The organism is Hyalangium gracile, assembly GCF_020103725.1.
In the GTDB taxonomy this organism is placed as follows: Bacteria; Myxococcota; Myxococcia; order Myxococcales; family Myxococcaceae; genus Hyalangium; species Hyalangium gracile.
Genome location: NZ_JAHXBG010000008.1, coordinates 148140 through 170756, shown reverse-complemented (window position 1 = coordinate 170756; position 22617 = coordinate 148140). Strand labels below are relative to the sequence as shown.

18 protein-coding genes are annotated in these 22617 nt (G+C 70.0%); 15 read left to right on the top strand and 3 right to left on the bottom strand.

The features are described from left to right. The first annotated feature begins 11 nt into the window (after window positions 1-11). The 9 genes from mxcG to mxcL all read left to right on the top strand — a co-directional run bounded on the left by mxcG (window position 12) and on the right by mxcL (window position 14383). On the top strand, window positions 12-4403 hold the full coding sequence (gene mxcG / locus KY572_RS18030) for a myxochelin non-ribosomal peptide synthetase MxcG (RefSeq protein WP_224244035.1): 4392 nt from the start codon (window positions 12-14) through the stop codon (window positions 4401-4403). Then, complete coding sequence (locus KY572_RS18025; protein ID WP_224244034.1) at window positions 4403-5776, top strand: class II 3-deoxy-7-phosphoheptulonate synthase; 1374 nt, start codon at window positions 4403-4405, stop codon at window positions 5774-5776. Before mxcG ends, KY572_RS18025 begins: the two co-directional genes overlap by 1 nt. A 2-nt stretch (window positions 5777-5778) precedes the next feature. Beyond that, on the top strand, window positions 5779-8313 hold the full coding sequence (gene mxcH, locus KY572_RS18020; protein WP_224244033.1) for a TonB-dependent siderophore myxochelin receptor MxcH: 2535 nt from the start codon (window positions 5779-5781) through the stop codon (window positions 8311-8313). Between the two features lie 83 nt (window positions 8314-8396). After that, the gene (locus KY572_RS18015) at window positions 8397-9626 is read left to right on the top strand and encodes a hypothetical protein (RefSeq protein ID WP_224244031.1); all 1230 of its coding nucleotides are present in this window, start codon (window positions 8397-8399) and stop codon (window positions 9624-9626) included. Between the two features lie 100 nt (window positions 9627-9726). Then, window positions 9727-10482, top strand: a complete 756-nt coding sequence (locus tag KY572_RS18010; protein ID WP_224244030.1) for a MotA/TolQ/ExbB proton channel family protein — start codon at window positions 9727-9729, stop codon at window positions 10480-10482. A gap of 2 nt (window positions 10483-10484) precedes the next feature. Next, window positions 10485-10946 carry an ExbD/TolR family protein gene (locus tag KY572_RS18005; RefSeq protein ID WP_224244028.1) on the top strand — a complete coding sequence of 154 codons (462 nt, stop codon included), beginning with the start codon at window positions 10485-10487 and terminating at the stop codon, window positions 10944-10946. A 94-nt stretch (window positions 10947-11040) separates the two neighbouring features. Next, a complete protein-coding gene (locus KY572_RS18000; protein WP_224244027.1) occupies window positions 11041-11766 on the top strand; it encodes an energy transducer TonB family protein in 726 nt (241 codons plus the stop codon). A gap of 50 nt (window positions 11767-11816) precedes the next feature. Further along, the gene (gene mxcK, locus KY572_RS17995; protein WP_224244026.1) at window positions 11817-13040 is read left to right on the top strand and encodes a myxochelin export MFS transporter MxcK; all 1224 of its coding nucleotides are present in this window, start codon (window positions 11817-11819) and stop codon (window positions 13038-13040) included. A gap of 77 nt (window positions 13041-13117) precedes the next feature. After that, the gene (gene mxcL / locus KY572_RS17990; RefSeq protein ID WP_224244025.1) at window positions 13118-14383 is read left to right on the top strand and encodes a myxochelin B biosynthesis transaminase MxcL; all 1266 of its coding nucleotides are present in this window, start codon (window positions 13118-13120) and stop codon (window positions 14381-14383) included. A gap of 69 nt (window positions 14384-14452) precedes the next feature. Here mxcL and KY572_RS17985 read toward each other — a convergent pair whose 3' ends face one another. Next, window positions 14453-14995 (bottom strand): hypothetical protein, encoded by a 543-nt coding sequence (locus tag KY572_RS17985; protein WP_224244024.1) that lies wholly within the window; start codon window positions 14993-14995, stop codon window positions 14453-14455. 232 nt (window positions 14996-15227) lie between these two features. Here KY572_RS17985 and carF point away from each other — a divergent pair, with 232 nt between their 5' ends. Then, complete coding sequence (gene carF / locus KY572_RS17980; protein WP_224244023.1) at window positions 15228-16070, top strand: plasmanylethanolamine desaturase; 843 nt, start codon at window positions 15228-15230, stop codon at window positions 16068-16070. A gap of 37 nt (window positions 16071-16107) precedes the next feature. Here the strand turns inward: carF and murI are convergent, their stop codons facing one another. After that, window positions 16108-16920 (bottom strand): glutamate racemase, encoded by an 813-nt coding sequence (gene murI / locus KY572_RS17975; protein WP_224244022.1) that lies wholly within the window; start codon window positions 16918-16920, stop codon window positions 16108-16110. A gap of 114 nt (window positions 16921-17034) precedes the next feature. Next, entirely contained in the window at window positions 17035-18033 is a 999-nt protein-coding gene (locus KY572_RS17970) for a hypothetical protein (RefSeq protein WP_224244021.1), read from the bottom strand. A gap of 175 nt (window positions 18034-18208) precedes the next feature. Here KY572_RS17970 and KY572_RS17965 point away from each other — a divergent pair, with 175 nt between their 5' ends. From KY572_RS17965 to KY572_RS17945, 5 genes are read left to right on the top strand one after another with little or no spacing between them, the layout of a single operon-like run. Then, complete coding sequence (locus tag KY572_RS17965) at window positions 18209-18916, top strand: MotA/TolQ/ExbB proton channel family protein (RefSeq protein ID WP_224244020.1); 708 nt, start codon at window positions 18209-18211, stop codon at window positions 18914-18916. Between the two features lie 11 nt (window positions 18917-18927). Continuing rightward, window positions 18928-19386 carry a protein TolR gene (gene tolR / locus KY572_RS17960; protein ID WP_224244018.1) on the top strand — a complete coding sequence of 153 codons (459 nt, stop codon included), beginning with the start codon at window positions 18928-18930 and terminating at the stop codon, window positions 19384-19386. A gap of 3 nt (window positions 19387-19389) precedes the next feature. Further along, on the top strand, window positions 19390-20160 hold the full coding sequence (locus KY572_RS17955; RefSeq protein WP_224244016.1) for a TonB family protein: 771 nt from the start codon (window positions 19390-19392) through the stop codon (window positions 20158-20160). Beyond that, the gene (locus tag KY572_RS17950) at window positions 20157-21431 is read left to right on the top strand and encodes a DPP IV N-terminal domain-containing protein (protein ID WP_224244015.1); all 1275 of its coding nucleotides are present in this window, start codon (window positions 20157-20159) and stop codon (window positions 21429-21431) included. Before KY572_RS17955 ends, KY572_RS17950 begins: the two co-directional genes overlap by 4 nt. After that, window positions 21428-22615 carry an aminotransferase class V-fold PLP-dependent enzyme gene (locus tag KY572_RS17945; protein WP_224244013.1) on the top strand — a complete coding sequence of 396 codons (1188 nt, stop codon included), beginning with the start codon at window positions 21428-21430 and terminating at the stop codon, window positions 22613-22615. Before KY572_RS17950 ends, KY572_RS17945 begins: the two co-directional genes overlap by 4 nt. Window positions 22616-22617 lie beyond the last annotated feature (2 nt).

Sequence of the window (22617 nt, the reverse complement as noted above, 5' to 3'; positions counted from 1 at the left end):
AGGCTCTCTCCATGCGCGACGCACAGGATGTCCGCTGGCCGCTGAGCGCGGCCCAGCACGGAATCTGGCTGGGGCAGCAGCTCGACCTCCAGAGCCCCATCTACAACGCCGGCGAGTGCATCGAGATCCACGGGCCCGTCGACCCGGTGATCTTCGAGGCGGCGCTGCGTCAGGCCATCAGTGAGGCCGAGGCGCTGCACTGCCGGTTCGTGTCCGATGCGGACGGTCCCGTGCAGCTCGTCGGCACCCCGGCGGACTGGTCGCTGCATATGGCGGATCTGAGCGGATCCACCGATCCCTGGGCGGCGGCGCAGGCGTGGATGCGGGAGGACCTGGGCCGGACCGTCGACCTGAGCCGTGGGCCCCTCTTCGCGCAGGCCCTGTTCAAGGCCGCGCCCGATCGGTTCTTCTGGTTCCAGCGCATCCACCACATCGCGATGGATGGCTATGGCTTCTCGCTGCTGGCCCGGCGGGTGGCCGAGCTCTACACCGCGCGGGTGGCGGGCCGTCCCACCACGGGTGGCTTCGGCTCGCTGCGCGCCGTGCTGGACGAGGACGCGGCCTACCTGGCCGGAGAGCAGTGCCGGCTCGACCGTGAGTTCTGGCTGGAGCACCTCTCCGACCGTCCCACCCCGGTGACCCTGGCTCCCTCGGCGCCCATGTCTCCCCGCTTCGTGCGCCAGACGCGGCACCTGAGCCGCGGTGACCTGGAGCGCCTGCAGGCCACCGCGCGACAGGCGGGGCTGAGCTGGCCGGACCTCGTGCTGGCGGCCACGGCGGCCTACCTGCACCAGCGGACCGGCGCACCCGAGGTGGTGCTCGGCCTGCCGGTGATGTCTCGACTTGGCTCGGCCGCGCTGCGGGTGCCGTGCATGGCGATGAACATCGTCCCGCTGCGCGTGCTGGTGAGCCCGGAGGGAGAGTTCCTGGAGCTGGCCCGTCAGGTCGGCTCGGAGCTGCGCGCCGTGCGGCCCCACCTGCGCTACCGCTACGAGCAGCTTCGCCGGGATCTGCACCTCATCGGCGGGCAGCGCCGGCTGTTCGGCCCCGTGGTCAACATCATGCCGTTCGACTACGGGCTGCGCTTCGCCGGGGCTCCGGCCACCGCGCACAACATCTCCGCCGGGCCGGTCGAGGACCTCTCGATCGGAATGTACGCCCGGGCCGAGGACAACGGGCTGCGGGTCGACTTCGATGCCAACCCCGCCAGCTACACCGCCGACGCGGTGGACGCGCACCAGCGCGACTTCCTCCAGCTCCTGGACTCCCTGGTCCGCGCGCCGCGGTCGAAGGTTCGCGGGGAGCAGGGCCCGGCGGATGCCGCGCCCCGTCCCTCCTCCATACTCGACGGTGGACCCCTCTCCTCTCCCGCGCGTCCGGTTCTCGAGCTGATCGTCGAGCGGACCCAGGAGCATGGAGACGCCATCGCCCTGGAGCACGGCCAGCACCGGATGAGCTACCGCGAGCTGATCCAGGCCTCCCGCGCCCTGGCGGATCGGCTCATCGCCGAGGGCGTTCAGCCCGACAGCCCCGTGGCGGTGATGGTGCCCCGGAGCATCGACGCGATCGTGGCCAACCTCGGCGTGCTGTTCTCCGGCGCCGGCTACCTCCCGCTCGATCCGACCGGTCCGTCCACCCGGACGGAGGCCATCCTCGCGGATGCCGCGCCGGCGCTCGTCATCACCTCCTCCGGCTCGACGGCTCCGGGCAACCTGGTCGTACGCAGGAGAGAGGGGCTTGTGGCGAAGTCACCATCCCCCACGCCACAAGCCCCTCGCTCCGCGCGGATGACGGACGATGAGCTGGCGTACGTCATCTACACCTCGGGCTCGACGGGCCAGCCCAACGGCGTGCAGATCCACCACGGGGCCCTGGCCCACTTCGTGGCCAGCGCCACACAGCGCTATGGGCTGCGCAGCGACGATCGCGTGCTGCAGTTCGCGCCCCTGCACTTCGACGCCAGCGTGGAGGAGATCTTCCTGACCCTCTGCATCGGAGGGACGCTGGTGCTGCGCACCGACGAGATGCTCCAGTCGGTGCCGCGACTGATGAGCGCCTGCGCCGAGCACGGCATCACCGTGCTCGACCTGCCCACCGCCTTCTGGCACGAGCTGGCCTACGGCATCTCCACCGGCGCGGCCCGCCTGCCCTCCTCCATCCGCACGGTGATCATCGGCGGAGAGGCCGCGCTGCCGGAGCGCGTCTCGCGCTGGCGCGCCACGGTTGGCCCCGAGGTGCTCCTGCTCAACACCTATGGCCCCACCGAGGCCACGGTGGTGGCCACGGCCGCCACGCTCAGCGGTGGCACCGAGGCCCCGACGACCATCGAGGAGATCCCGATCGGCCGTCCGCTCCCCGACGTGCGCGCGGTGCTCATCGACGAGCGCGGTCGGCTCTGTGCTCCGGGCACCGAAGGCGAACTCTGCCTGCTGGGCGGTGGCCTGGCTCGGGGGTACCTGAACCGCCCCGAGGTGGATGCGGCGCGCTTCACGCGACTCGACGCGCTCCCTGGCCGCCCACGGGCCTACCGCACCGGAGACAAGGCCCGGCTGCGCGAGGACGGACAGCTGGTGTTCGTCGGTCGCGTCGATGACGAGTTCAAGATCAGCGGCCACCGGATCGATCCGGCCGAGGTCGAGAGCGTGCTGCTCGCCCACCCGGGCATCCGGGACGTCGCCGTGGTCGGCCAGGTGCTACCCGGCGGCGCGCGGCGGCTGTGCGCGCACCTCGTCACCGAGTCCCCCGTCCCCTCCGCGGCGGAGCTGCGCCGGTACCTCCTGGCGAAGCTACCCGCGCCCATGGTGCCCGGCACCTTCGTGTTCTCCGAGCAGCTGCCCCGGACCAGCACGGGCAAGGTCGACCGGAACGCCCTGCGCCGCGCGCTGCCCACGGAGGATGCCTCCACCATCGCCGCCGCCACCGAGCTCGAGCGCGTGGTGCTTCAGGTGTGGGAGCAGGTCCTGGGCGTGAGCGCCGTGTCGGCGCAGGATGACTTCTTCGAGCTCGGTGGACAGTCGCTCCAGACCATCCAGGTGGCCAACCGGCTCAGCGTCGCGCTCAACCGCGAGGTGCCTGTCGCCACGGTGTTCCGCTACCCCACCGCGGCCGGTCTCGCGCAGGCGCTCGAGCAGGGCTCGGAAGCCCAGTCGGCTGCCGGCGGCCTCACCCCCGCGATGCTCGCCGACGCCGAACTCCCCGAGGAGATCGTCCCGACACCGGCCAGCGGGCAGAACACGAGCCACACGCCCCGCGCCGCGCCGCGACAGGTCCTGCTCACGGGGGCCACCGGCTTCGTCGGCGCGCACCTGCTCGATCAGCTCCTGTGCCAGACAGGCGCCCGGGTCGTCTGCCTGGTGCGAGCCAGCGATGAGGCCCAGGCCCTCAACCGCATTCGCGAGGCCCTGACGGCCCAGCAGCTGTCCACCGCGAACCTGGCCGAGCGGGTGCTCGCGCTGCCCGCGGACCTGGCTCAGCCATGGCTGGGGCTGGGCTCCTCGCGGTTCCACGCGCTGGCCGCCGAGTGCGACGCCGTCTACCACAATGCCGCGGTGGTCAGCGTCGTGCGCGAGTACGGCAGCCTGCAGGCCGTCAACGTGCGCGGCACACGTGAGCTGCTGCGCCTGGCCGCGGCCGTGCGCACCAAGCCCCTGCACTACGTCTCGACGCTGGCGGTGGCTCCCCCGGCGAACCTCAGCTCCGAGGTCCCCGAGTCCTTCGTGGCTCCGCACCCGGGGCTGCGCGACGGCTATCAGCAGAGCAAGTGGGTGGCGGAGCGGCTCGTCCGACAGGCCGCCGAGCGCGGACTGCCAGTGGCCGTCTATCGGCTGGGGCGCGTCGTCGGCGTGCCCGGTCGCGGCACCATCAACACGCAGGATCTGATCTGGCGCATCCTGCTGGCCGGCATCCCCGCGGGCGCCCTGCCCGAGCTCGACGTGGGCGAGGTGTGGACGCCGGTGGACTTCGTGGCGCGGGCGCTCGTCCGGCTCTCGCTGGAGCCCCAACCCGGCGCGGTGTTCAACCTCGCGCCCACGCCCGAGGTGCGGCTGACCGAGGTGTTCCGCTGGGCCCGTGACTACGGCTACCCGGTGGAGCTGTGCCCGGTGCCTGAGTGGCGCACACGAGTGGCGGCCAGCTCCGGCAGTGCCGACAAGAGCACCACGCTGGCCTTCTTCGACCTGCGCTCGGGCTCGGCGGAGCCCACCTTCGGTCTGGGCCACATCCGCTGCGAGCAGCTGCTCCAGGCGCTGGAGGGCAGCGGCATCTCCTGCCCTCCGACGGATCGCCAGCTGCTGTACCGCTACCTGGACTCCTGTGTGGAGCAGGGACTCCTGCCAGGACCGTCCCAGGCCAGGAAAGACGCGCGCCCCACTTCCTCGAACTCCACCGAAACGACCTTCCTGTGATGACCCGAGATTGGACTCCCCGCTCCTGGCGGGCCATGCCCGTCAAACACGTCCCGGATGACTATCCGGACCTCCACGCGCTGGCTCGCGTCGAAGGCGAGCTGTCGCGCCTGCCTCCCCTCGTCTTCACGGCGGAGACCCGGCGCCTGACCGAGAGCCTCGCCCAGGTCGCCGAGGGCAAGGCGTTCCTGCTCCAGGGCGGGGACTGCGCGGAGAGCTTCAAGGAATTCACGATCGACAACATCCGCGACACCTTCCGGCTCATCCTCCAGATGGCGGTGGTGCTGACGTTCTCGGGAGGACGTCCGGTGGTGAAGGTCGGCCGCATCGCCGGCCAGTTCGCCAAGCCGCGCACCAGCTCCGTCGAGACGATCGACGGCGTGACGCTGCCGGCCTATCGCGGCGACATCATCAACGGCATGGACTTCACTCCGGCCGAGCGCATGCCCGACCCGAAGCGGCTCCTCAAGGCCTACCACCAGTCCTCGGCGACGCTGGGGCTGCTGCGCAACTTCGCGCAGGGCGGCTACGCGGACCTCTGCAACCTCCACCGGTGGACGCTCGACTTCGTGGCGGGTAGCCCCCAGGGAGACCGCTACCGCCGGCTGGCGGATCAGATCTTCGAGTCCCTGTGCTTCCTGAGCGCCCTCTGCGTCGGTCCCGAGCAGCAGCGCAGCCTGCACCAGGTGGACTTCTTCACCAGCCACGAGGCGCTGCTCCTGAACTTCGAGGAGGCGATGACGCGGCGCGAGCACCCGTCGGGCGACTGGTACGACACCTCCGCTCACATGCTGTGGATTGGCGAGCGGACGCGCCAGCTGGATGGCGGCCATGTGGAGTTCATGCGCGGCATCCAGAACCCCATCGGCCTGAAGTGCGGCCCGACCATGGAGCCGGACGAGCTGCTACGGCTCATCGACGTGCTGAACCCCCACGGGCGCCCGGGCCGGCTCACGCTCATCGGCCGCTTCGGAGCGGACAAGGTCTCCGACTGCCTGCCGCGGCTGATGGCCGCCACGCGGCGCGACGGCCGCCCCGTGGTCTGGTCGAGCGACCCGATGCACGGCAACACGCTGAAGGCGAGCAACGGCTACAAGACGCGTCCCTTCGATCGGATCCTGTCGGAGGTGAAGTCCTTCCTGGAGATCGCCGGCGCCGAGGGCGTCCACCCCGGAGGCGTCCACCTGGAGATGACGGGGCAGAACGTCACCGAGTGTCTGGGCGGCGCCCAGGCTGTGACCGAGGACGACCTGTCCAGCCGCTACCACACCCACTGCGACCCGCGGCTCAACGCGGACCAGGCCCTGCAGCTCGCGTTCCTGCTGACCGAGAAGCTCCAGACCCTGCGCGCGCCCCAGGCCCGAGCGGCATGACCATGGGTGCCTCACCTCCCATCGCGTCCATGCTGGCGTGGCTCCTCGTCTCGAGCCTGGCCCATGCGCTCCCCGCTCAGGAGCCTCAGGAGACTGGAGCAACTGCCGCTCCGGCGCTCGAGCCGCCCAGTCTGCGGGACTTCGTCGAGGCTCCCTATCCGGAGCAGGCGGAGCGCGAGCGCCTCGAAGCGAAGGTGCCGCTTCGCCTCACCCTGGACGCCCAGGGCAACGTCACCGAGGCCGAGGTGCTCGAGCCCGTGGGCCATGGCTTCGATGAGGCCGCGCGTGAGGCAGCGCTCCGCTTCCACTTCGAGCCGGCGAAGCGCAACGGGACGCCGATGCCCTCGCGCATCGTCTACACCTACGAGTTCCGCCTTCCTCCGCCGCCGGCTCCGCCCGCCAGCCCCGAGCCTGTCCTTCCGCCCGCGCCCACTCCGCCGGCCCCCACGGAGCCCGCTCCCGCAGCATCGGCTCCGAGCGCATCCGCCGACGAGGCCATCGAAGTCACCGCGGAAGGGGAGTCCGAAGCGGAGCGCCGGCGCCAGTCCGCCGAGGCGGTGCAGGTCCTCGAGACCGAGCACATCCAGCGCGAGGCCGCCGACATGGGCACGGCCCTGGCGCGCACGGAAGGCATCGGCGTGGGCCGCGCGGGTGGGCTCGGCAGCCGCGCGCGCGTCTCGCTCGCCGGGCTCACGGACGAGCAGCTCCGCTTCTTCATCGACGGCGTCCCGCTCGAGTTCGTGGGCTTCGGAGCGGGTCTCGTCAACGTCCCGGTGAACCTCATCGACCGCGTGGAGACCTTCCACGGCGTCGTGCCGATCCGCTTCGGCGCCGATGCGCTGGGAGGCGCCATCCAGCTCGTCACGGCTCCGGAGGTTCGTGGCACCGCCGTCTCCGCCTCCTACGAGCTGGGATCCTACGACACACACCGCCTCTCGGCCGGGGGCCGGCACCTCGTGGACGCCACGGGGCTCCTGGTCCGAGCCAACGGCTTCATCGACTACGCCCGGAACAACTACCTCGTGGACGTGGAGGTCCCCGACGCGCAGGGGCGGCTCCAGCCCGCGCGCCTCCCCCGCTTCCATGACGCCTTCCGGTCAGCGGGCATCGGCATCGAGACGGGCTTCGTGGACCGCCCCTGGGCCGAGCGCCTGCTGCTGCGCGTGTTCGCCAGCGCGAACGACCGGGACATCCAGAACGACGTCACCATGTCGGCCGTCTACGGCGAGGTGACGGCCCGGGAGCTCTCGAGCGGCGCCACGCTCCGCTTCGAGCAGGACTTCTCCCGCGGGCTCTCGGTCGACGCCGTCGCGGGCTACAGCTACCGCCGGAGCCAGTTCATGGACCTCGGCCAGTGCGACTACGACTGGTTCGGCCGCTGCGTCGTCGTGCTGCCGCAGCAGGGCGAGCTCGAGCCTCGCGCCGTCGAGCGGCGTGTCCACCAGCACATCGGCTTCGCTCGACTCAACCTGGAGTGGAGCCTGGCCCCCACCCAAGCGCTGCGCGCCTCGCTGGCCCCCACCCTCGTGGGCCGCGATGGCCAGGACGTGCGTCTCCAGGCTCGGGAGCAGCCGGACCCGCTCGAGGGAGAGCGCGGCGTGTTCTCGCTGGTCGCTGGCGTCGAGTATGAGCTCGATGCCTTCGGCGACCGCGTCGAGAACATCGCCTTCGTCAAGGACTACCTCCAGCTGGCGCGCACCGAGAAGCTCCTGCCCAGCGGCGACTTCGAGGACCTCGACCGGAATACGCACGGCGTCGGCATCGGGGACAGCGTCCGGCTCCGTCTCACCGACACGCTCTCCGCGAAGGCCTCCTACGAGTGGGCCACGCGCCTGCCTCGCCCCGACGAGATCTTCGGAGATGGCATCCTCATCAACGAGAACCTCGACCTGAACCCCGAGCGCAGCCACAACCTCAACCTCGGACTGGCGCTCGACTCCCGACAGACGTGGGCGGGCTCCTTCCGCGCCAGCGCGACCGGGTTCGGACGCCTCGCGGATCAGCTCATCGTCCTCATCGGCCAGGAGAACTTCTTCACCTACCAGAACGTCTTCTCGGCCCGCTCGCTGGGCGTCACCAGCTCGGCCGGGTGGACCTCGCCCGGGCAGTACGTCGCCCTCGACGGCAACGCCACGTGGCAGGACTTCCGCAACATCTCCGACCAGGGTGCCTTCGGCGCCTTCGACGGACAGCGCCTCCCCAACCGTCCCTACCTGCTCGCCAACGGCAGCGCCCGCCTCCAGCTGGGAAACCTGCTGCGCTCGAACGACGAGCTCTCACTGACGTGGCACACGCGCTACGTCCACTCCTTCTTCCGAGCCTGGGAGAAGCTCGGGCAGAAGGACAGCAAGCAGAGCATCCCCTCCCAGCTGCTGCACTCGGCGGCCCTCACCTACGTCGTCCGCACGGCGGACACCACGCTGAGCTGGACCGTGGACGTGCAGAACCTGACCGACTCAGCCGCCTTCGACTTCTTCGGCGTGCAACGCCCTGGCCGAAGCGTCTTCGCCAAGCTCGTGGTGGACCTCGAGTCCTGAGCCCCACCCCGGAGCCAGAGAAACCCAGAGACACGAAGCAGAAGCCCTCCTCAGACACCAGACCGCAGAAAGGCATCACACACATGAAGCTCGCGACTCCCCTCCGCTCCCTGCGCTTCGCCCTCACGGCGCTGGCCCTCCCGCTCCTCGCCGGCTGCGGCGACGACGGCGACGACAAGCCCGATCCCATCGACAACACCAAGCCGCTGTACGCCATCACGACGCAGATCATCACGGGCGACGAGCCCCAGAGCTACGTCATCCTGACGGACTCGGTGGACCACACCGAGACCCTGTCCCTGGAGAACGCCATCGAGGTCCCCGGTCGCGCGCTGGGCGTGGGCGTCCCGAAGTCCGGAGCCCTCTTCGTGGCGGGCAGCGAGGACCCCACGGTCACCCGCTTCGAGCTCAGCAGTGATGGCCGGCTCGTGAAGGGCGCCACCATCAGCTTCGAGGGCCGGGGCGTGGCCTCCATCGGCGAGTACCAGCACCAGTTCCAGTTCATCTCCGAGACCAAGGCCTACTACTTCGACTCGCGCACGGCGCAGGCCATCGTCTGGAACCCCAAGGACATGTCCGTCACGAACGCCATTCCCCTGCCTGGGATCACCATCGAGGGGGCGATCCTCACATTCTCGACGCTGCCGATCCGCCGGGAGAACCAGGTCATCGTGCCGCTCGGCTGGCGGCCGGCCACGGGCGTGGGCATCACCAAGAAGGCGGGCGTCGTCGTCATCGACACGCGGAACGACACGGCGACGGTCAAGCTGGATGACCGCTGCGGCTACGTGCGCGACGGCGTGGCGGGCCCGGATGGGATGGTCTACCTGGCGACGGAGGTGTACGGCGCGGCGGTGCGGCGCGTCGCGGGAGGCGAGACGCCCGTTCCCTGTCTGCTGCGGTTCGATCCCACGTCGCTGACCTTCGACGCGACCTTCCACAAGGATCTCTCCACGTTCGCCAACGGCGGCACCGTCGGCTCGCTGCTGCCGGGCCCCAATGGCACCGCCTACCTGCGCGTCTTCGACGAGAGCCGCTTCGCGGTGAGCTCGGGCACCCACCCCCGCCTCGTGGCGAGCGCGCCCGCGTGGAGCTGGTGGCAGCTGCGGTTCGACAACCTCACCGCCACTCCCGTCAGCGGCCTGCCGGCCAGCACCGGGAGCACCTTCCTCCACGACGTGCCGGATCGGACGCTCTTCACCGAGTTCGCCAACGGCTCGACGGCGACCAGCTTCCGCGAGCTGACCGGCAACAGCGGCAAGGTGACGGCCACCACGCCGGGCCTCGCCTTCTCCTTCCTGCAGGTGCGCTAGCACCGGCAGGGTGCCGAGCCTGACACCGGAGGGACTCCTCCTTCCGGTGCCAGGCATGTACCGACGAGCGAAGGACCACCCCTGAGGAAGGAACTCGGCGATGCCCATCATCGAAATGATCAAGCAGGTCTTCGTGCAGTGGGGAGCCAGCTGGGTGCTCTGGCTGCTGTGCGCGCTCTCGCTGGCGAGCCTCGGCATCATCGTCGAGCGCTGGCTGGTCTTCCGCGGCAAGCAGGATGACATCCGCCGGCTGTCCGCGCTCCTCGAGGAGCCGCTGGCGAGCGGAGACTTCCCTGGGGCCCTGGTGAAGCTCGAGCACCAGAAGTCCCTGGGAGCGATGGTGGCGCGCGCGGGGCTCCGGCTCGCGCCGCGAGGGCTGACCGCCGCCGACAAGGGCATGCAGGGCGCGCTAGCCCTGGAGCGCGCCGAGCTGGAGAACCGCCTGGCCTACCTGGGAACGCTGGGGAACAACGCGCCGTTCATCGGGCTGTTTGGAACGGTCATCGGCGTGCTGCTCGCCTTCGAGGAGCTCAGCCGGGCCTCGGGCGTGACGAGCGGTCGCTCGGGACAGATCGCTTCGAGCTCCATCATGGGAGCCATCGCGGAGGCCCTGGTGGCGACAGCCGTGGGCATCGGCGTCGCGCTGCCGGCGGTCGCCGCGTACAACTACTTCCAGCGGCGGATCGCTCGCATGCTCTCGGAGGCCGAGGCGCTCAGCAACCTGGTGCTGGCCTACGTGTCCGCCCGGGAGCGCGGCCTCTCGGCGGGTGCTCCGGTAACGGACAGCACGAACGCCCAGGCGTCCCTGGCTCCGAGCCGTGAGCTCGAGCCCCGGAAGATGTCGGAGGTCGTCTAGCCATGGCCGGTGGAACGCAACCGCGAGGCGGCTTGATCGAAGGCATCAACGTGACGCCGCTCGTCGACATCACGCTGGTGCTGCTCATCATCTTCATCGTCACCGCGAAGATCGTCGAGAACCCGGCGTTGCCCCTGGACCTGCCTCAGGCGTCCCAGAGCGAGTCGCTCCAGACGATCTTCGCCATCTCCATCACCGCGAACGGTCGGATCCTCGTGGACGGAGCGGACACCGACGAAGCGGTGCTGAGGGACAAGGCGCGCCAGGCGCTCGCTCGCGATCCGGAGCTGCGCGCCGTCATCCAGGCGGATGGCGCCGTTCCACATCGGCAGGTGATCGCGGTGCTCGACCAGCTGAAGGAGGCGGGGCTCACTCGCGTGGCCTTCGGCACGATGATTCCGGAGCCTGCCCCTCCGGGCAGTGCGGAGAGTGCGTCAGAGGGGGACGGGCGTGAGAAGCGCTGAGCCACCTCCCAAGCACACAGCCGGGACCGACAGCATCGCGGGGATCATCCTCGGGTCCACGCGTGTGAGGACGCCGGGGAGCGCCGTGTGGGCCGTGCTGGCAACGGTGGGGCTGCACGCCGCCGCGGGCGCGTTCGCCTGGCGAGCCATGCGGGAGGGAGCCTCGAGAGCTCCGCCGGTGGCCGCGCCAAAGCAGGCGATGCGCATCGATCACGTCGTGGACCTGAAGCCCCCCGCGCCGCCCGAGCCACCACCGCCTCCCCCGACTCCGCCACCGCAGCCACCTCCCCGGACTGCCCGAGCCGAGCCCCCGGCGACTCGAACGAAGGCTCCCGCCCCACCACCCGCTCCCGCCCAGGCAGGCGCGGTCGTGGCAGCCAAGGCATCGGAGGCTCCCCTCGACTTCACCGGCTTCGACATCACGACCGGCCAGGCCCAGCGCTACGCCGGAGGCGTCACGGCCTCGAGCGGAACCTCCGCCCGAGCCGTCGAGTCGATCACGAGCAACACCTCCAACACGAGCGCCTCCGCCACGAGCAGGGCGCGTCCCGTCCAGCTCCCGGCGCGTCACTGGAACTGCCCCTGGCCGGGCGAAGCCGATGCGCTGCGCATCGACGAGCAGACCGTCGTGCTGCGCGTCGTCGTCACCGCCGAGGGCCGGGTGTCCTCGGCGGAGCTGGTGTCCGACCCGGGCTACGGCTTCGGCCGGGCCGCGCTCGCCTGTGTCCGAAACGTCCGCTTCGACGCCGCGCTCGATCGAGACGGTCGTCCCCACGAAGCCACCTCTCCTCCCATCCGGGTCCGGTTCACGCGCCGCTGAGCCCGCGCCCCAGCCATCGTGCCTTTCCCCGTTTCTCCCTGGAGTCGTTCGTGACGGCCCCCCTCTCTCCGAGCCAGGAACGCCAGCTGCCGTGGCTGCTGGCCGCCGTGCAGTTCACCCACATCATGGACTTCATGATCGTGATGCCGCTGGGGCCGGAGCTCATGCGGCTGTTCGGCATCTCCGCCGCGAGGCTCGGGGCGCTGGTCTCCGTGTACACGCTGGCCTCCGCCGCCATGGGGCTGCTGGGGGTGTTCTGGCTGGATCGATTCGACCGCAAGCGCACGCTCCTGCTGCTCTACGCCGGGTTCATCCTCTCCACCCTGGCCTGCGGCGCGGCACAGGGCCACGTGTGGCTGCTGCTGGCCCGGACGCTGGCGGGCGCCTGCGCGGGACTGATGGGCGCCGTCGTCATGGCCATCATCGGAGACCTGGTGCCCGCGGAGCGCCGGGGCCGCGCCATCGGCACGGTGATGACGTCGTACGGGCTCTCCGCGGTCGCTGGCGTGCCGCTGGGCCTGGCCCTGGCCTCCGGGTGGGGCTGGCGGACGCCGTTCTGGGCCATCTGCGGCCTCTCGGGCCTGCTGTGGCTCTGGCTGCTGCGGACCCTGCCCGCCGTCGACCGTCACCTGGCCGAGCCTCGCGAGGCCAGTTCCCGCGGCTCGCTCGCGTCGGTGTGGACGCCGCATCTGGCGCTGGGCTGGGTGCTGACCTTCACGGTGGTGTTCGCCAGCTTCCTCCTGATTCCGTACCTGGGCGCCTTCATGGTGGGCAACCTGGGCCTTCGTCTGGCCGAGCTGCCCTGGGTCTATCTGTGCGGCGGCCTGGCCACCTTCGCGAGCGCGCGCTGGATCGGCCAGCTGGCGGACCGCCATGGCCCCTCGCAGGTGCTGGCGTGGCTGCTGGTCGGCACCATGGGCCCCCACCTCCTGTTCACGCACCTGCCCGTCTCACCGCTGCCGGTGGTCATCGGCGCCTTCGCGCTGTTCATGGCGCTGACCTCCAGCCGGGCCATTCCCACCATCGCCCTCGTCTCCTCCCGAGTGCCCCCGGTGCTGCGCGGGCGCTACCTCGCCGTCAACATGGCCGCGAGCGATGGCGCCTCCGGGCTCGCGGCCTGGACGAGCGGGCTGCTCATCACCGCCGCGCCTGAGGGCGCCCTCACCGGCTTCGGCCTCGCGGGCTGGATCGCGGTGGGCGTCTCCGCCTGCGCGCTCGGCCTCCTGTGGACGCTGGGACGCAGCGCCGTCCCGCTGAAGGCCGCACCCACCTGAGCCCTGTCCGGGCGCACCCCTGTCCCGGCCGCCCGCTTCCCTGTCGTGAAACCCACCCACCACCCCCGAGGAATCCCATGGAGATGCCTGCCAAGAGACACCCGTCACTGCCCCAGCCCATTCTGGGCGAGATGAAGCTCGAGAACTCGAACCGCCTGCTGGCCGAGGCGAAGCGCCTGGTCCCCGGCGTCACCCAGTCGCTGATGAAGCGGCCCGAGCAGTTCGCCCCCGGCTCCTTCCCCGTCTTCCTGGCGCGCGGCAAGGGCGCCATCGTGGAGGACGCCGATGGCCAGGAGTACATCGACTTCATCTGCGGGCTGGGCGCCACCATGCTCGGCCACCAGCACCCCGCGCTCGTGGAGCCCGTGCGCAAGCACCTGGATGAGGGGATCATCCACTCCCTGCCCACCCCCGTCGAGGTCAGCGCCGCGAAGACGCTCATCGAGCTCATCCCCGGCGCGGAGATGGCGCGCTTCTTCAAGACGGGCGCGGATGCGACGTCGGCCGCGGTGCGCCTGGCCCGCTTCATCACCGGCAAGGAGCACATCATCACGGTGGGCTACAACGGCTGGCACGACCACTTCATGTTCGACACACCGGGCGTGCCCGCCGCGTTCGCCTCGTACACCAGGCGCATGCCGCTCTTCACCGAGCCGGACGAGGCCGCGCTGCTGAGCAGCATCGAGCAGAACGGCAAGCAGCTCGCCGTGGTGCTGCTCTCGGTGCCCTACAACCGCTGCCTGAGCCGCGAGTTCCTCCACCAGCTGCGCGCCACCTGCACCGCCCACGAGGTGCTGCTGGTGCTCGATGAGGTGGTCACCGGCTTCCGCCTCGCGCTGGGCGGCGCTCAGCAGTTCTTCGACGTGAAGGCCGACTTCGTGTGCCTCTCCAAGGCCATCGCCTCGGGCATGCCCCTGTCGGCGGTGGCCGGACCGGCGAAGCACCTGAGCCGGCTCGGAGAGCTCCAGGTGTCCACGACGTTCGGCGGCGAGCTGCCGTCCCTGTACGTCTGCCAGGCCGTGCTCGAGGAGTACCGCCGCAGCTCCTACATCGAGCACATCGCCCACCTGGGCCGCCGCCTGCGCGAGGGCATCAACGCCCGCGCCGAGAAGACCGGCTCCGCGCTGCGCGTGCTCGGCTACGACGCCATTCCGTTCTTCCGCTTCTCCAAGGACCCGGCGGAGCACGCCAAGAAGATGCAGCCGTTCCAGGCCGGCATGGCTCGCCGGGGCGTCCTGCTGCGCCGCGACGTCAACTTCATCTGCGCGGCGCACACCCCGGAGCAGATCGACTACACGATCGAGATGGCCGAGGAAGTGATGCGGAGCCTCTCCGCGAGCTGAGCCACGGCCGTCCGAGCAGCTCGGGTGCCCGCTCCGGAGCCGTGAAGGCCCGGGGCGGCGCTCGCCTGCTCAGGACTGCTCGCCCTCTCCGGCCAGGTAGCTGAGGATCACCTCGTCCAGGCTCTTCTCGGAGATGAGGTCCTCGCCGAACAGCGTCTCCACGCCCACCTCGTTGATCTTGGGCTGGACCTTCATGGCGCGGGCGGCGGCCACCTCGGGAGGCAGCTGCGCGGCGGCGGGCGGCGGAGCCGGCTTGACCACCGGGGCCTGCGGCTTCACCGGAGCGGGCTCGTCGGTGGCGAGCTGGCCCGGCTGGTAGTGACGCGTCGCGCCAGCCTCGTAGCTGTCGTACACGCCGTTGATGAGGTTGCGCAGCATCTCCTTGTGCTGCTCCTCCATCAACTCACGGACGACCTCGGCGAGGTTCTCGGCGTTGAGGATGTCGGCGTACGACGTCTTCTTCGAGGCGAGGATGTTCCCACCCACGAACAGGTGGGTGATGATGTGGGGGTTGTTGACTCCCGAGTCCTCGGTCTGGACGTGGTAGACCTTCCCCTTGTGCTTGATGTTGTGGTTGAAGCCGGTGACGGCTTTCTCGAAGGTTTTCGCCATGCCAGAGACGCCCGAAGCTAGCAGTGCACCTTGAGCGACACAAGGTAAGCGTCAAGCTCTTCCGTCACTCCGTCTCACGGCCGGCCGCCTACCCCCTGGTACAGCCCCCCCCGCCAGGGCCCACCGGCCGTCCATCCGAGCCCCAGCCCATTCGTTGAAAACCACAATCCGGCTAGGCTACGTAGGTTCCGCCGTGAACAGCCGCCTCCCGGCGCTCCTTACCAGGTGTGAGATGAAGAACAACGTCACCAACAAGGTCCGTCATCAGGACGCTCAGGTCCTGGCCAAGGGCTACACGCGCGCCATCCGCATGATGGACATCGGCAGCATCACCATCTTCCTCGGCCTGGAGGGGTTGCTGGTGTACCAGCTGTGGGGCAACCCGCACATCGGGCCCTGGCTGCTGCTGAGCGCGGTGCTGCTGGGCTACCTGGCCGCCGACTTCGTCTCCGGCTTCGTCCACTGGATGGCGGACACCTGGGGCTCGGCGAACATGCCCGTGCTGGGCAAGGCCTTCGTCCGGCCCTTCCGCGAGCACCATGTGGACGAGAAGGCCATCACCCGCCACGACTTCATCGAGACCAACGGGAACAACTGCGCCATCTCCATCCCCGTGGCCATCATGTGCGTGGCCATGCCGCACACCAGCTCCATGTGGGTGTTCCTGGCGGCCTCCCTGGGCTCGATGATCTTCTGGGTGATGGCGACCAACCAGTTCCACAAGTGGTCCCACCTGGACAACCCGCCCCCGGTCATCGCCTTCTTCCAGCGGGTGCACCTGATCCTGCCGCCGGCGCACCACCAGATCCACCACACGGCGCCCTACAACAAGTACTACTGCATCACCGTGGGCTGGCTGAACAAGCCGCTGCTGATGATCGGCTTCTTCCCCACGCTGGAGCGGCTCGTCACCTGGGCCACCGGGCTGCTGCCGCGCCAGGACGACATCGGCACGGAGGCGGCCGCGGCCGTCATGGCCTCCACCGCCGAGGGCCAGGCCCCCGTGGTGCAGGCCGCCAAGGCGCTGCTGGAGCGCACCGAGGAGCACGAGTCCGTCTCCTCCGCCCGCCCGTAGGCCTGAGCCCAGGGTGGGGGCCCCGCCCCCCCCTTCATCAGAAGCTCAAGTCCACCTGCTCGGCGGAAGGGATGGGGCGCCCTAGGAAGCGCGCCCCGACCTCCACGAAGCGCTCGGGCACGTCCGTGACGTAGTAGCCGTGCGTGGTGGCGGCGCCCTGCGCGGCGAGCATCTCCCGCTGCGCCAGGAGCTCCGCCACCGCCTCGGCCGTGGCCTCCGCCGAGTCCACCAGCGCGACGCTCGGCCCCACCACCTCGGCGATCACGCCCTTGAGCAGCGGGTAGTGCGTGCAGCCGAGCACCAGCGTGTCCACGCCCTCCCGGGCGAAGTCCGCCAGGTACTCGCGCGCCACCAGGTGCGGCACCTCGCCCACGGTCCACCCCTCCTCCGCCAGCGGGACGAAGAGCGGGCAGGCCCGCGCCTTCACCCGGACGTGGGGATCGGCCGCCTGCAGCTCGCGCTGGTAGGCCCCGGAGCGGATGGTGCCCGGCGTGCCGATGACGCCCACTCCGCCGCCCCGCGTCCGCTGCAGCGCCGCGCGCGCGCCGGGGGCAATGACCCCCACCACCGGCACCGGGAGCGCCGAGGACAGCGCGGGCAGCGCCACCGCCGAGGCCGTGTTGCAGGCCACCACGAGCAGCTTGATGCCCCTCTCGAGGAGGAACTGCGCGTTCTTGAGCGAGTAGCGCGTCACCACCTCGCCGGACTTGGTGCCGTAGGGGACTCGCGCCGTGTCACCCAGGTAGAGGGTGCTCTCGTGGGGGAGTCTCGCCATCAGCGCCTTGAGGACGGTGAGCCCTCCGACGCCCGAGTCGAACACACCGATGGGACCGTGGCTGCCTTGCCGCATGTCCGGAGTCCCTATCACATTTGATGCCAACGCCCATCCCACCCCCGCAAAAGCGAAGAGGGCCGGGGTTGTGTCCCCGACCCTCTCGCTGCCCCTACGTTCAGCCGTGCTCGGTCAGAAGCGCCTGAAGAGCGTCACGTCCAGCGCGGAGTTCGGCCCCGGGAACACGTGGGGGCGGACCTCCACGTTGATGTTCGAGTTGGAGCGGTACTCGTAGCCATCGAACGTCGTGGTGATGCGCAGCTCGTAGACGCCGGGCCGCAGGAACTCGTACACGATGGGCTTCTGGCTGCAGCGGTGACCATCGCCCAGGAGCGGGTACACCCAGTTGCCCGTGTTGAGGTCGCGGAAGTTCACGTACACCATCGGGTTGGACGCCGGGCAGTCGAAGGTCACCGCGCCATCCGACAGCCGCCAGGCGATGGAGGCGCCACCAATCGTGTACAGGTTGTAGGTGGCGTCCACCGGGTCATACGGACGCGTCAGCAGCCCACCGTTGAAGTAGTAGAGGGGACGGCCCTGCGAGTCGAGCGCGATGAACTCGATGTAGTGCTCGCCCGGAGCCAGGGCCGGCGTCTTCAGACCGGGGACGGACTGACCCGCGGTGCACGGCACGTTGTGGGGAGCCAGGTCATCCAGGATGATGTCCACCGAGGCCACGCCGGCCTGGAAGCAGCTCTGGCCGCCCGGGAAGTTCCAGTTCAGGTACGCGTAGGACGTCGGGTCGCCCGTCGGCGCCAGGTCCACCCTCACCGTCCGGTTGCCGTCGATGACGAAGGTGCCGCTGGCCTCGAAGACGATCTGGTTCTGGAAGTTCACCGCCTGCAGGTTGTAGCTGTAGGAGCCAGGCGCGAAGTCGTGCAGGGTGATGCCGTCCACGTCCGCGGTGCTGCACGCGTACTTGCCGTTGTTGAAGAGCGACTCACCGGGGATGTTGATGTTGACGCCGTACACGTCACGCGCCTGGTCGCAGCGCAGGCCGTCGAACGTCCAGAGGAACGTCACGTCGCCGGGGTGGCGGGGGTTGCAGGTGTCACACCCGTTGTCCTCGATGATGCAGCCTGTCGAGAGCGACGCGATGCAGAGGAATGCGAGTAGCAGTCGGGAGTTCATAGGGGCATCCGCTTGGCGTTGAGGGAAGCGACCGGGCATCCAACCCGTTGTGCCCTCTCGGACGGGACCCTTCGGGAATTATTCACCGCCCCACCGGAGCCCCCTCTGGAGGCTCCCAACCGGGCACGCCAGCTTTGTTTGACCGCCTCGGATCGGAGTGTTACGGCCTGCACCCATGATGTCGCACCTGCCCCTGGCGCTCGGCGCCATGAACTACGTGGAGATCATCCGCAACGCCTCGTTCATCGAGCTGGGCGTGCTGGTGTTGCTGATGGGAGTGTCCGTCAGCTCCTGGGCCCTCATTGTCATGAAGCAGACACAGCTGTCCCGGGCCCGCGCACAGTCGCTCACCTTTCTGGACACGTTCTGGAAGGCGACGCGGCTGGAGGCCATCTACCAGACGGCGCAGAAGCTGGAGGGCTCGCCGCTGTCGAAGGTGTTCTGCGCGGGCTACGAGGAGCTGAGCAAGCTGGCGCAGACGAAGGAGGGCTCGGAAGGGGCGATGAGCGACAAGCTGGGCGGCATCGAGAACGTGGAGCGGGCGCTGAACCGGGCCGCCACGTCGCAGATCACCGAGCTGGAGGCGCGGGTGCCCTTCCTGGGCACGGTGGGCGCGGCGGCGCCGTTCGTGGGCCTGTTCGGCACGGTGATTGGCATCCTCAACGCGTTCAACGAGATCGCCGACAAGGGCAACGCCACGCTGTCCACGGTGGCCGCGCCGGTGGGTAACGCGCTGTTCGCCACGGCGGCCGGCCTGTTCGCGGCCATCCCCGCGGTGGTGGCCTACAACTCGTTCGTCAGCCGCATCAAGGTGTTCGACACCGAGATGTCCAACTTCTCGGCGGACTTCCTCAACATCATCAAGCGGCACTTCTTCAAGTAGGAGGCGCGGCCATGGGCATGGGCGGAGGCAACAAGGGCCAGGGCCGCGTCACCATGAGCGAGATCAACGTCACGCCCATGGTGGACGTGATGCTGGTGCTGCTCATCATCTTCATGGTCACCGCTCCGCTCATCCAGCAGGGCGTCAAGGTGAACCTGCCCGAGGCCAGGGCCACGCCGGTGGAGGCCGCCGACAAGAAGCTGGTGCTCTCCATCGACGCGGGGCGCCGCGTCTTCATCGGGGACGCGGAGGTGGTGCTCGACGAGCTGGAGACGAAGCTGGCCGCCAACGCCAAGGCGCAGGCCGACAAGGAGGTCTACCTCCACGCGGACCGGGACGTGCCCTATGGCGTGGTGGTGGAGGTGATGGCCGCCGCCCAGCGCGCTGGAATCACCAATGTGGGGATGATCACGGACCCGGCGGCGGCCCCAGCCGCGTCCAAGGAGAAGAAGAAGGAGGCGAAGCGCTAGCCCATGGCCCTTCACCCGGCCGTCACCCAGAGCATGCTCGTGGCCCGCCCCTCGCGGCTGGGCCTCTTCGTCATCGTGTCCGTGGTGGGCCACGGCCTGCTGCTCGTCGCGGGGCTCGTCTACGCGTCCCTCACCGCCCGGCCGAAGGTGGACCCGAACATCCCCGTCATCAAGGCCAGCCTGGTGCGCCAGGGCAAGCCGAGGGACCCCAAGCTGCTGCCGCGCAAGGAGCAGCCGCCACCTCCGCCCAAGGAGGTGAAGGCGCCCCCCGCCCCGCCCACCCAGGCGCCCAAGCCTCCGGACAAGGTGGCCGGGCCCGTGATTCCGAAGCCCCAGCCGGCCCCCGCGCCGCAGAAGGGCGACACGTCCGCCGAGGACCGGCGCAAGCGGCTCTTCGGCGCCTTCGACAAGACGGCCAAGCAGGTCCCCGAAGAGGAGCTGGAGGGCGCCGAGGATGGCGACCCGAGCGGCGACTCCGCCACCGCCGAGGGCGAGCGCTACTACGCGCTGCTGTCCTCCCAGGTGCGCCGCAACTACAACGTCGCCGACACCATCCCCGAGGCCGAGCGCATGTACCTCAAGGCCCAGGTGCAGATGCGCCTGGGGCGCGCTGGCGAGGTGCTGGCGACGCAGCTGACGACCCCCAGCGGGAACGATCTCTTCGATGCCGCCGTTCTGGCAGCGGTGAAGAAAGCCGCGCCCTTCTCTCCTCCCCCCGATCACCTGCGCGAGTCGCTCCAGAAGCAGGGGATCGTCCTGGAGTTCCGCCCGTGAAAGCCCTCCTCTTCTCGCTGCTGCTCCTCCCGATCGCGGCGCTCGCCCAGGCCCCGGTCATCCAGATCTCCGGCGCCAACTTCCGCCCGCTGCCCCTGGCCGTCCCTGCTCCACTCACCGTGGACGAGGGCGGGAAGAAGGCCGCCAATGACTTCGACGCGCCCTTCGTGTTCGACCTGCGCGCCTCCGGCATCTTCCAGGTGCTGGATCGCTCCAGCTTCACGGCCGATCCCAAGGAGGGCGTGACGGCGGGCAGCATCAACTTCTCGCGCTGGGCGGACGTGGGCGCCGAGTCGCTCGTGAAGGTGCAGCTGGGCGCCGAGGGCTCCACGCTGCGCGGCGAGCTGCGCCTGTTCAACGTGGGCACCGGCCGCGAGGACTTCAAGGCGAGCCACGCCGTGCCCGCCAACGAGCCGCGCCAGCTGGCGCACTTCCTCGCCGACGCGCTCTACAAGCACCTCACCCGTGAGTCGAGCCCCTTCCTCACCCGCATCACCTTCGTGCGCAAGACGGGCTCCAACCGCGACGTCTGGGTGGCCGACTGGGACGGCAACAACGCCCGCGCCCTCACCAACGGCGGCATCAACCTGCTGCCGGCCCTGGGGCCCGGGGGCGCCGTGGGCTTCACCTCCTATCGCAAGGGTCGCCCGGACCTCTACGTGCAGCGGCCCGGCGAGGACGCCCGCGCCGTCGTGCAGAACGGCCAGATGGCCACCGGCATCGCCTGGTCCCCGGACGGCAAGCGCATCGCCTACGCGCTGGCCGAGGGTGAGAGCACCCAGCTCTACGTGGCCAACGCGGACGGCAGCTCTCCCAAGGCCATCACCGACACGCCCTACGGCATCAACTCCAGCCCCGCCTGGTCCCCGGACGGCAAGCGCATCGCCTTCGTGTCCAACCGGGGCGGCTCGCCGCAGATCTACGTGATGAACGCGGACGGCTCGAACCCCAAGCGGCTCACCTTCCAGGGCAACTACAACCAGACGCCGGACTGGTCTCCCCGAGGCGACCTCATCGCCTTCACCGCGCGCGACGAGCGCAACGCGTTCGACCTCTTCACCGTCAACGTGGACACCGGGAAGATCGGCCGCCTCACCCAGGACCAGGGCAACAACGAGGAGCCCGTCTTCTCGCCCAACGGCCGCCTCATCCTCTTCACCTCCACGCGCGACGGCGCGCCCCGGCTCTACGTGATGACGGCCGACGGCAACAACCAGCTCCCCCTCCCCATGGAGAAGGCGGGAGGCCTCACTCCCGACTGGGCCCCATGAGCGCCTCGCCGCTGCGCGCTCGCTGGTCGCTCGATCCGGACATCGTCTTCCTCAACCACGGCTCGTTCGGCGCCTGCCCCACCGAGGTGCTCCAGGCGCAGGCGGAGGTGCGCGCGCGCCTGGAGGCCGAGCCGGTCCGCTTCTTCGTGCGCGAGCTCGAGCCGCTGCTCGACGAGGCCCGGAGCGCCCTGGCCGCCTTCGTCGACGCGGACCCGGAGACCGTGGCCTTCGTGCCCAACGCCACCGCTGGCGTGAACACGGTGCTGCGCTCGCTGCGCCTGTCCCCCGGCGACGAGCTGCTCACCACCAACCAAGAGTACAACGCCTCGCGCAACGCGCTCGACTGGGTCGCCGGCCTCGCCGGGGCCAAGGTGGTGGTGGCCCAGCTGCCCTGGCCCGTGCCCTCCCCCCGTGCCGTGGTCGACGCCGTGCTGGAGCACGTCACCTCGCGCACCCGGCTGCTGCTCGTCGACCACATCAGCAGCCAGACCGCGCTCGTCATGCCGCTGAAGGAGCTCGTCGGCCTCCTGCGCCAGGAGGGCGTGGAGACGCTCGTGGATGGCGCGCACGGCCCCGGGCAGGTGCCCCTCTCCCTGTGCGAGCTCGGCGCCGGCTACTACACCGGCAACTGCCACAAGTGGCTCTGTGCCCCCAAGGGCGCGGCCTTCCTCCACGTCCGGAAGGACCTCCAGGCCGGCATCAAGCCGCTCTCGGTGAGCCATGGCCACAACTCCAAGCGCCAGGACCGCTCTCGCTTCCGCCTGGACTTCGACTGGACGGGGACGGATGACCCCTCCGCGGCGCTCTGCATCCCCCACGCCCTGCGCTTCATGGGCGGCCTGCTGCCCGGGGGCTGGCCGGCGCTGATGGCCGACAACCACGCCAAGGCCGTGGCCGCGCGCCGGATGCTGTGCGAGCGCCTCGGCACCGCCCCCCACTGTCCGGAGGAGATGCTGGGCGCCATGGCCACCGTGGGCCTGCCGGACGGCTTCCCGGCGGAGCCTCCCCCTCCCTACTACCTGGATCCGCTCCAGGATCGGCTCTTCCACGAGTGGCGCATCGAGGTGCCCGTGACGGCCTGGCCCCGCCCGCCCCAGCGCCACCTGCGCATCTCCGCCCAGGCCTACAACACACACGCGGAGTACCAGACCCTGGCGGAGGCTTTGGAAGCGCTGCTGCGTTGAGT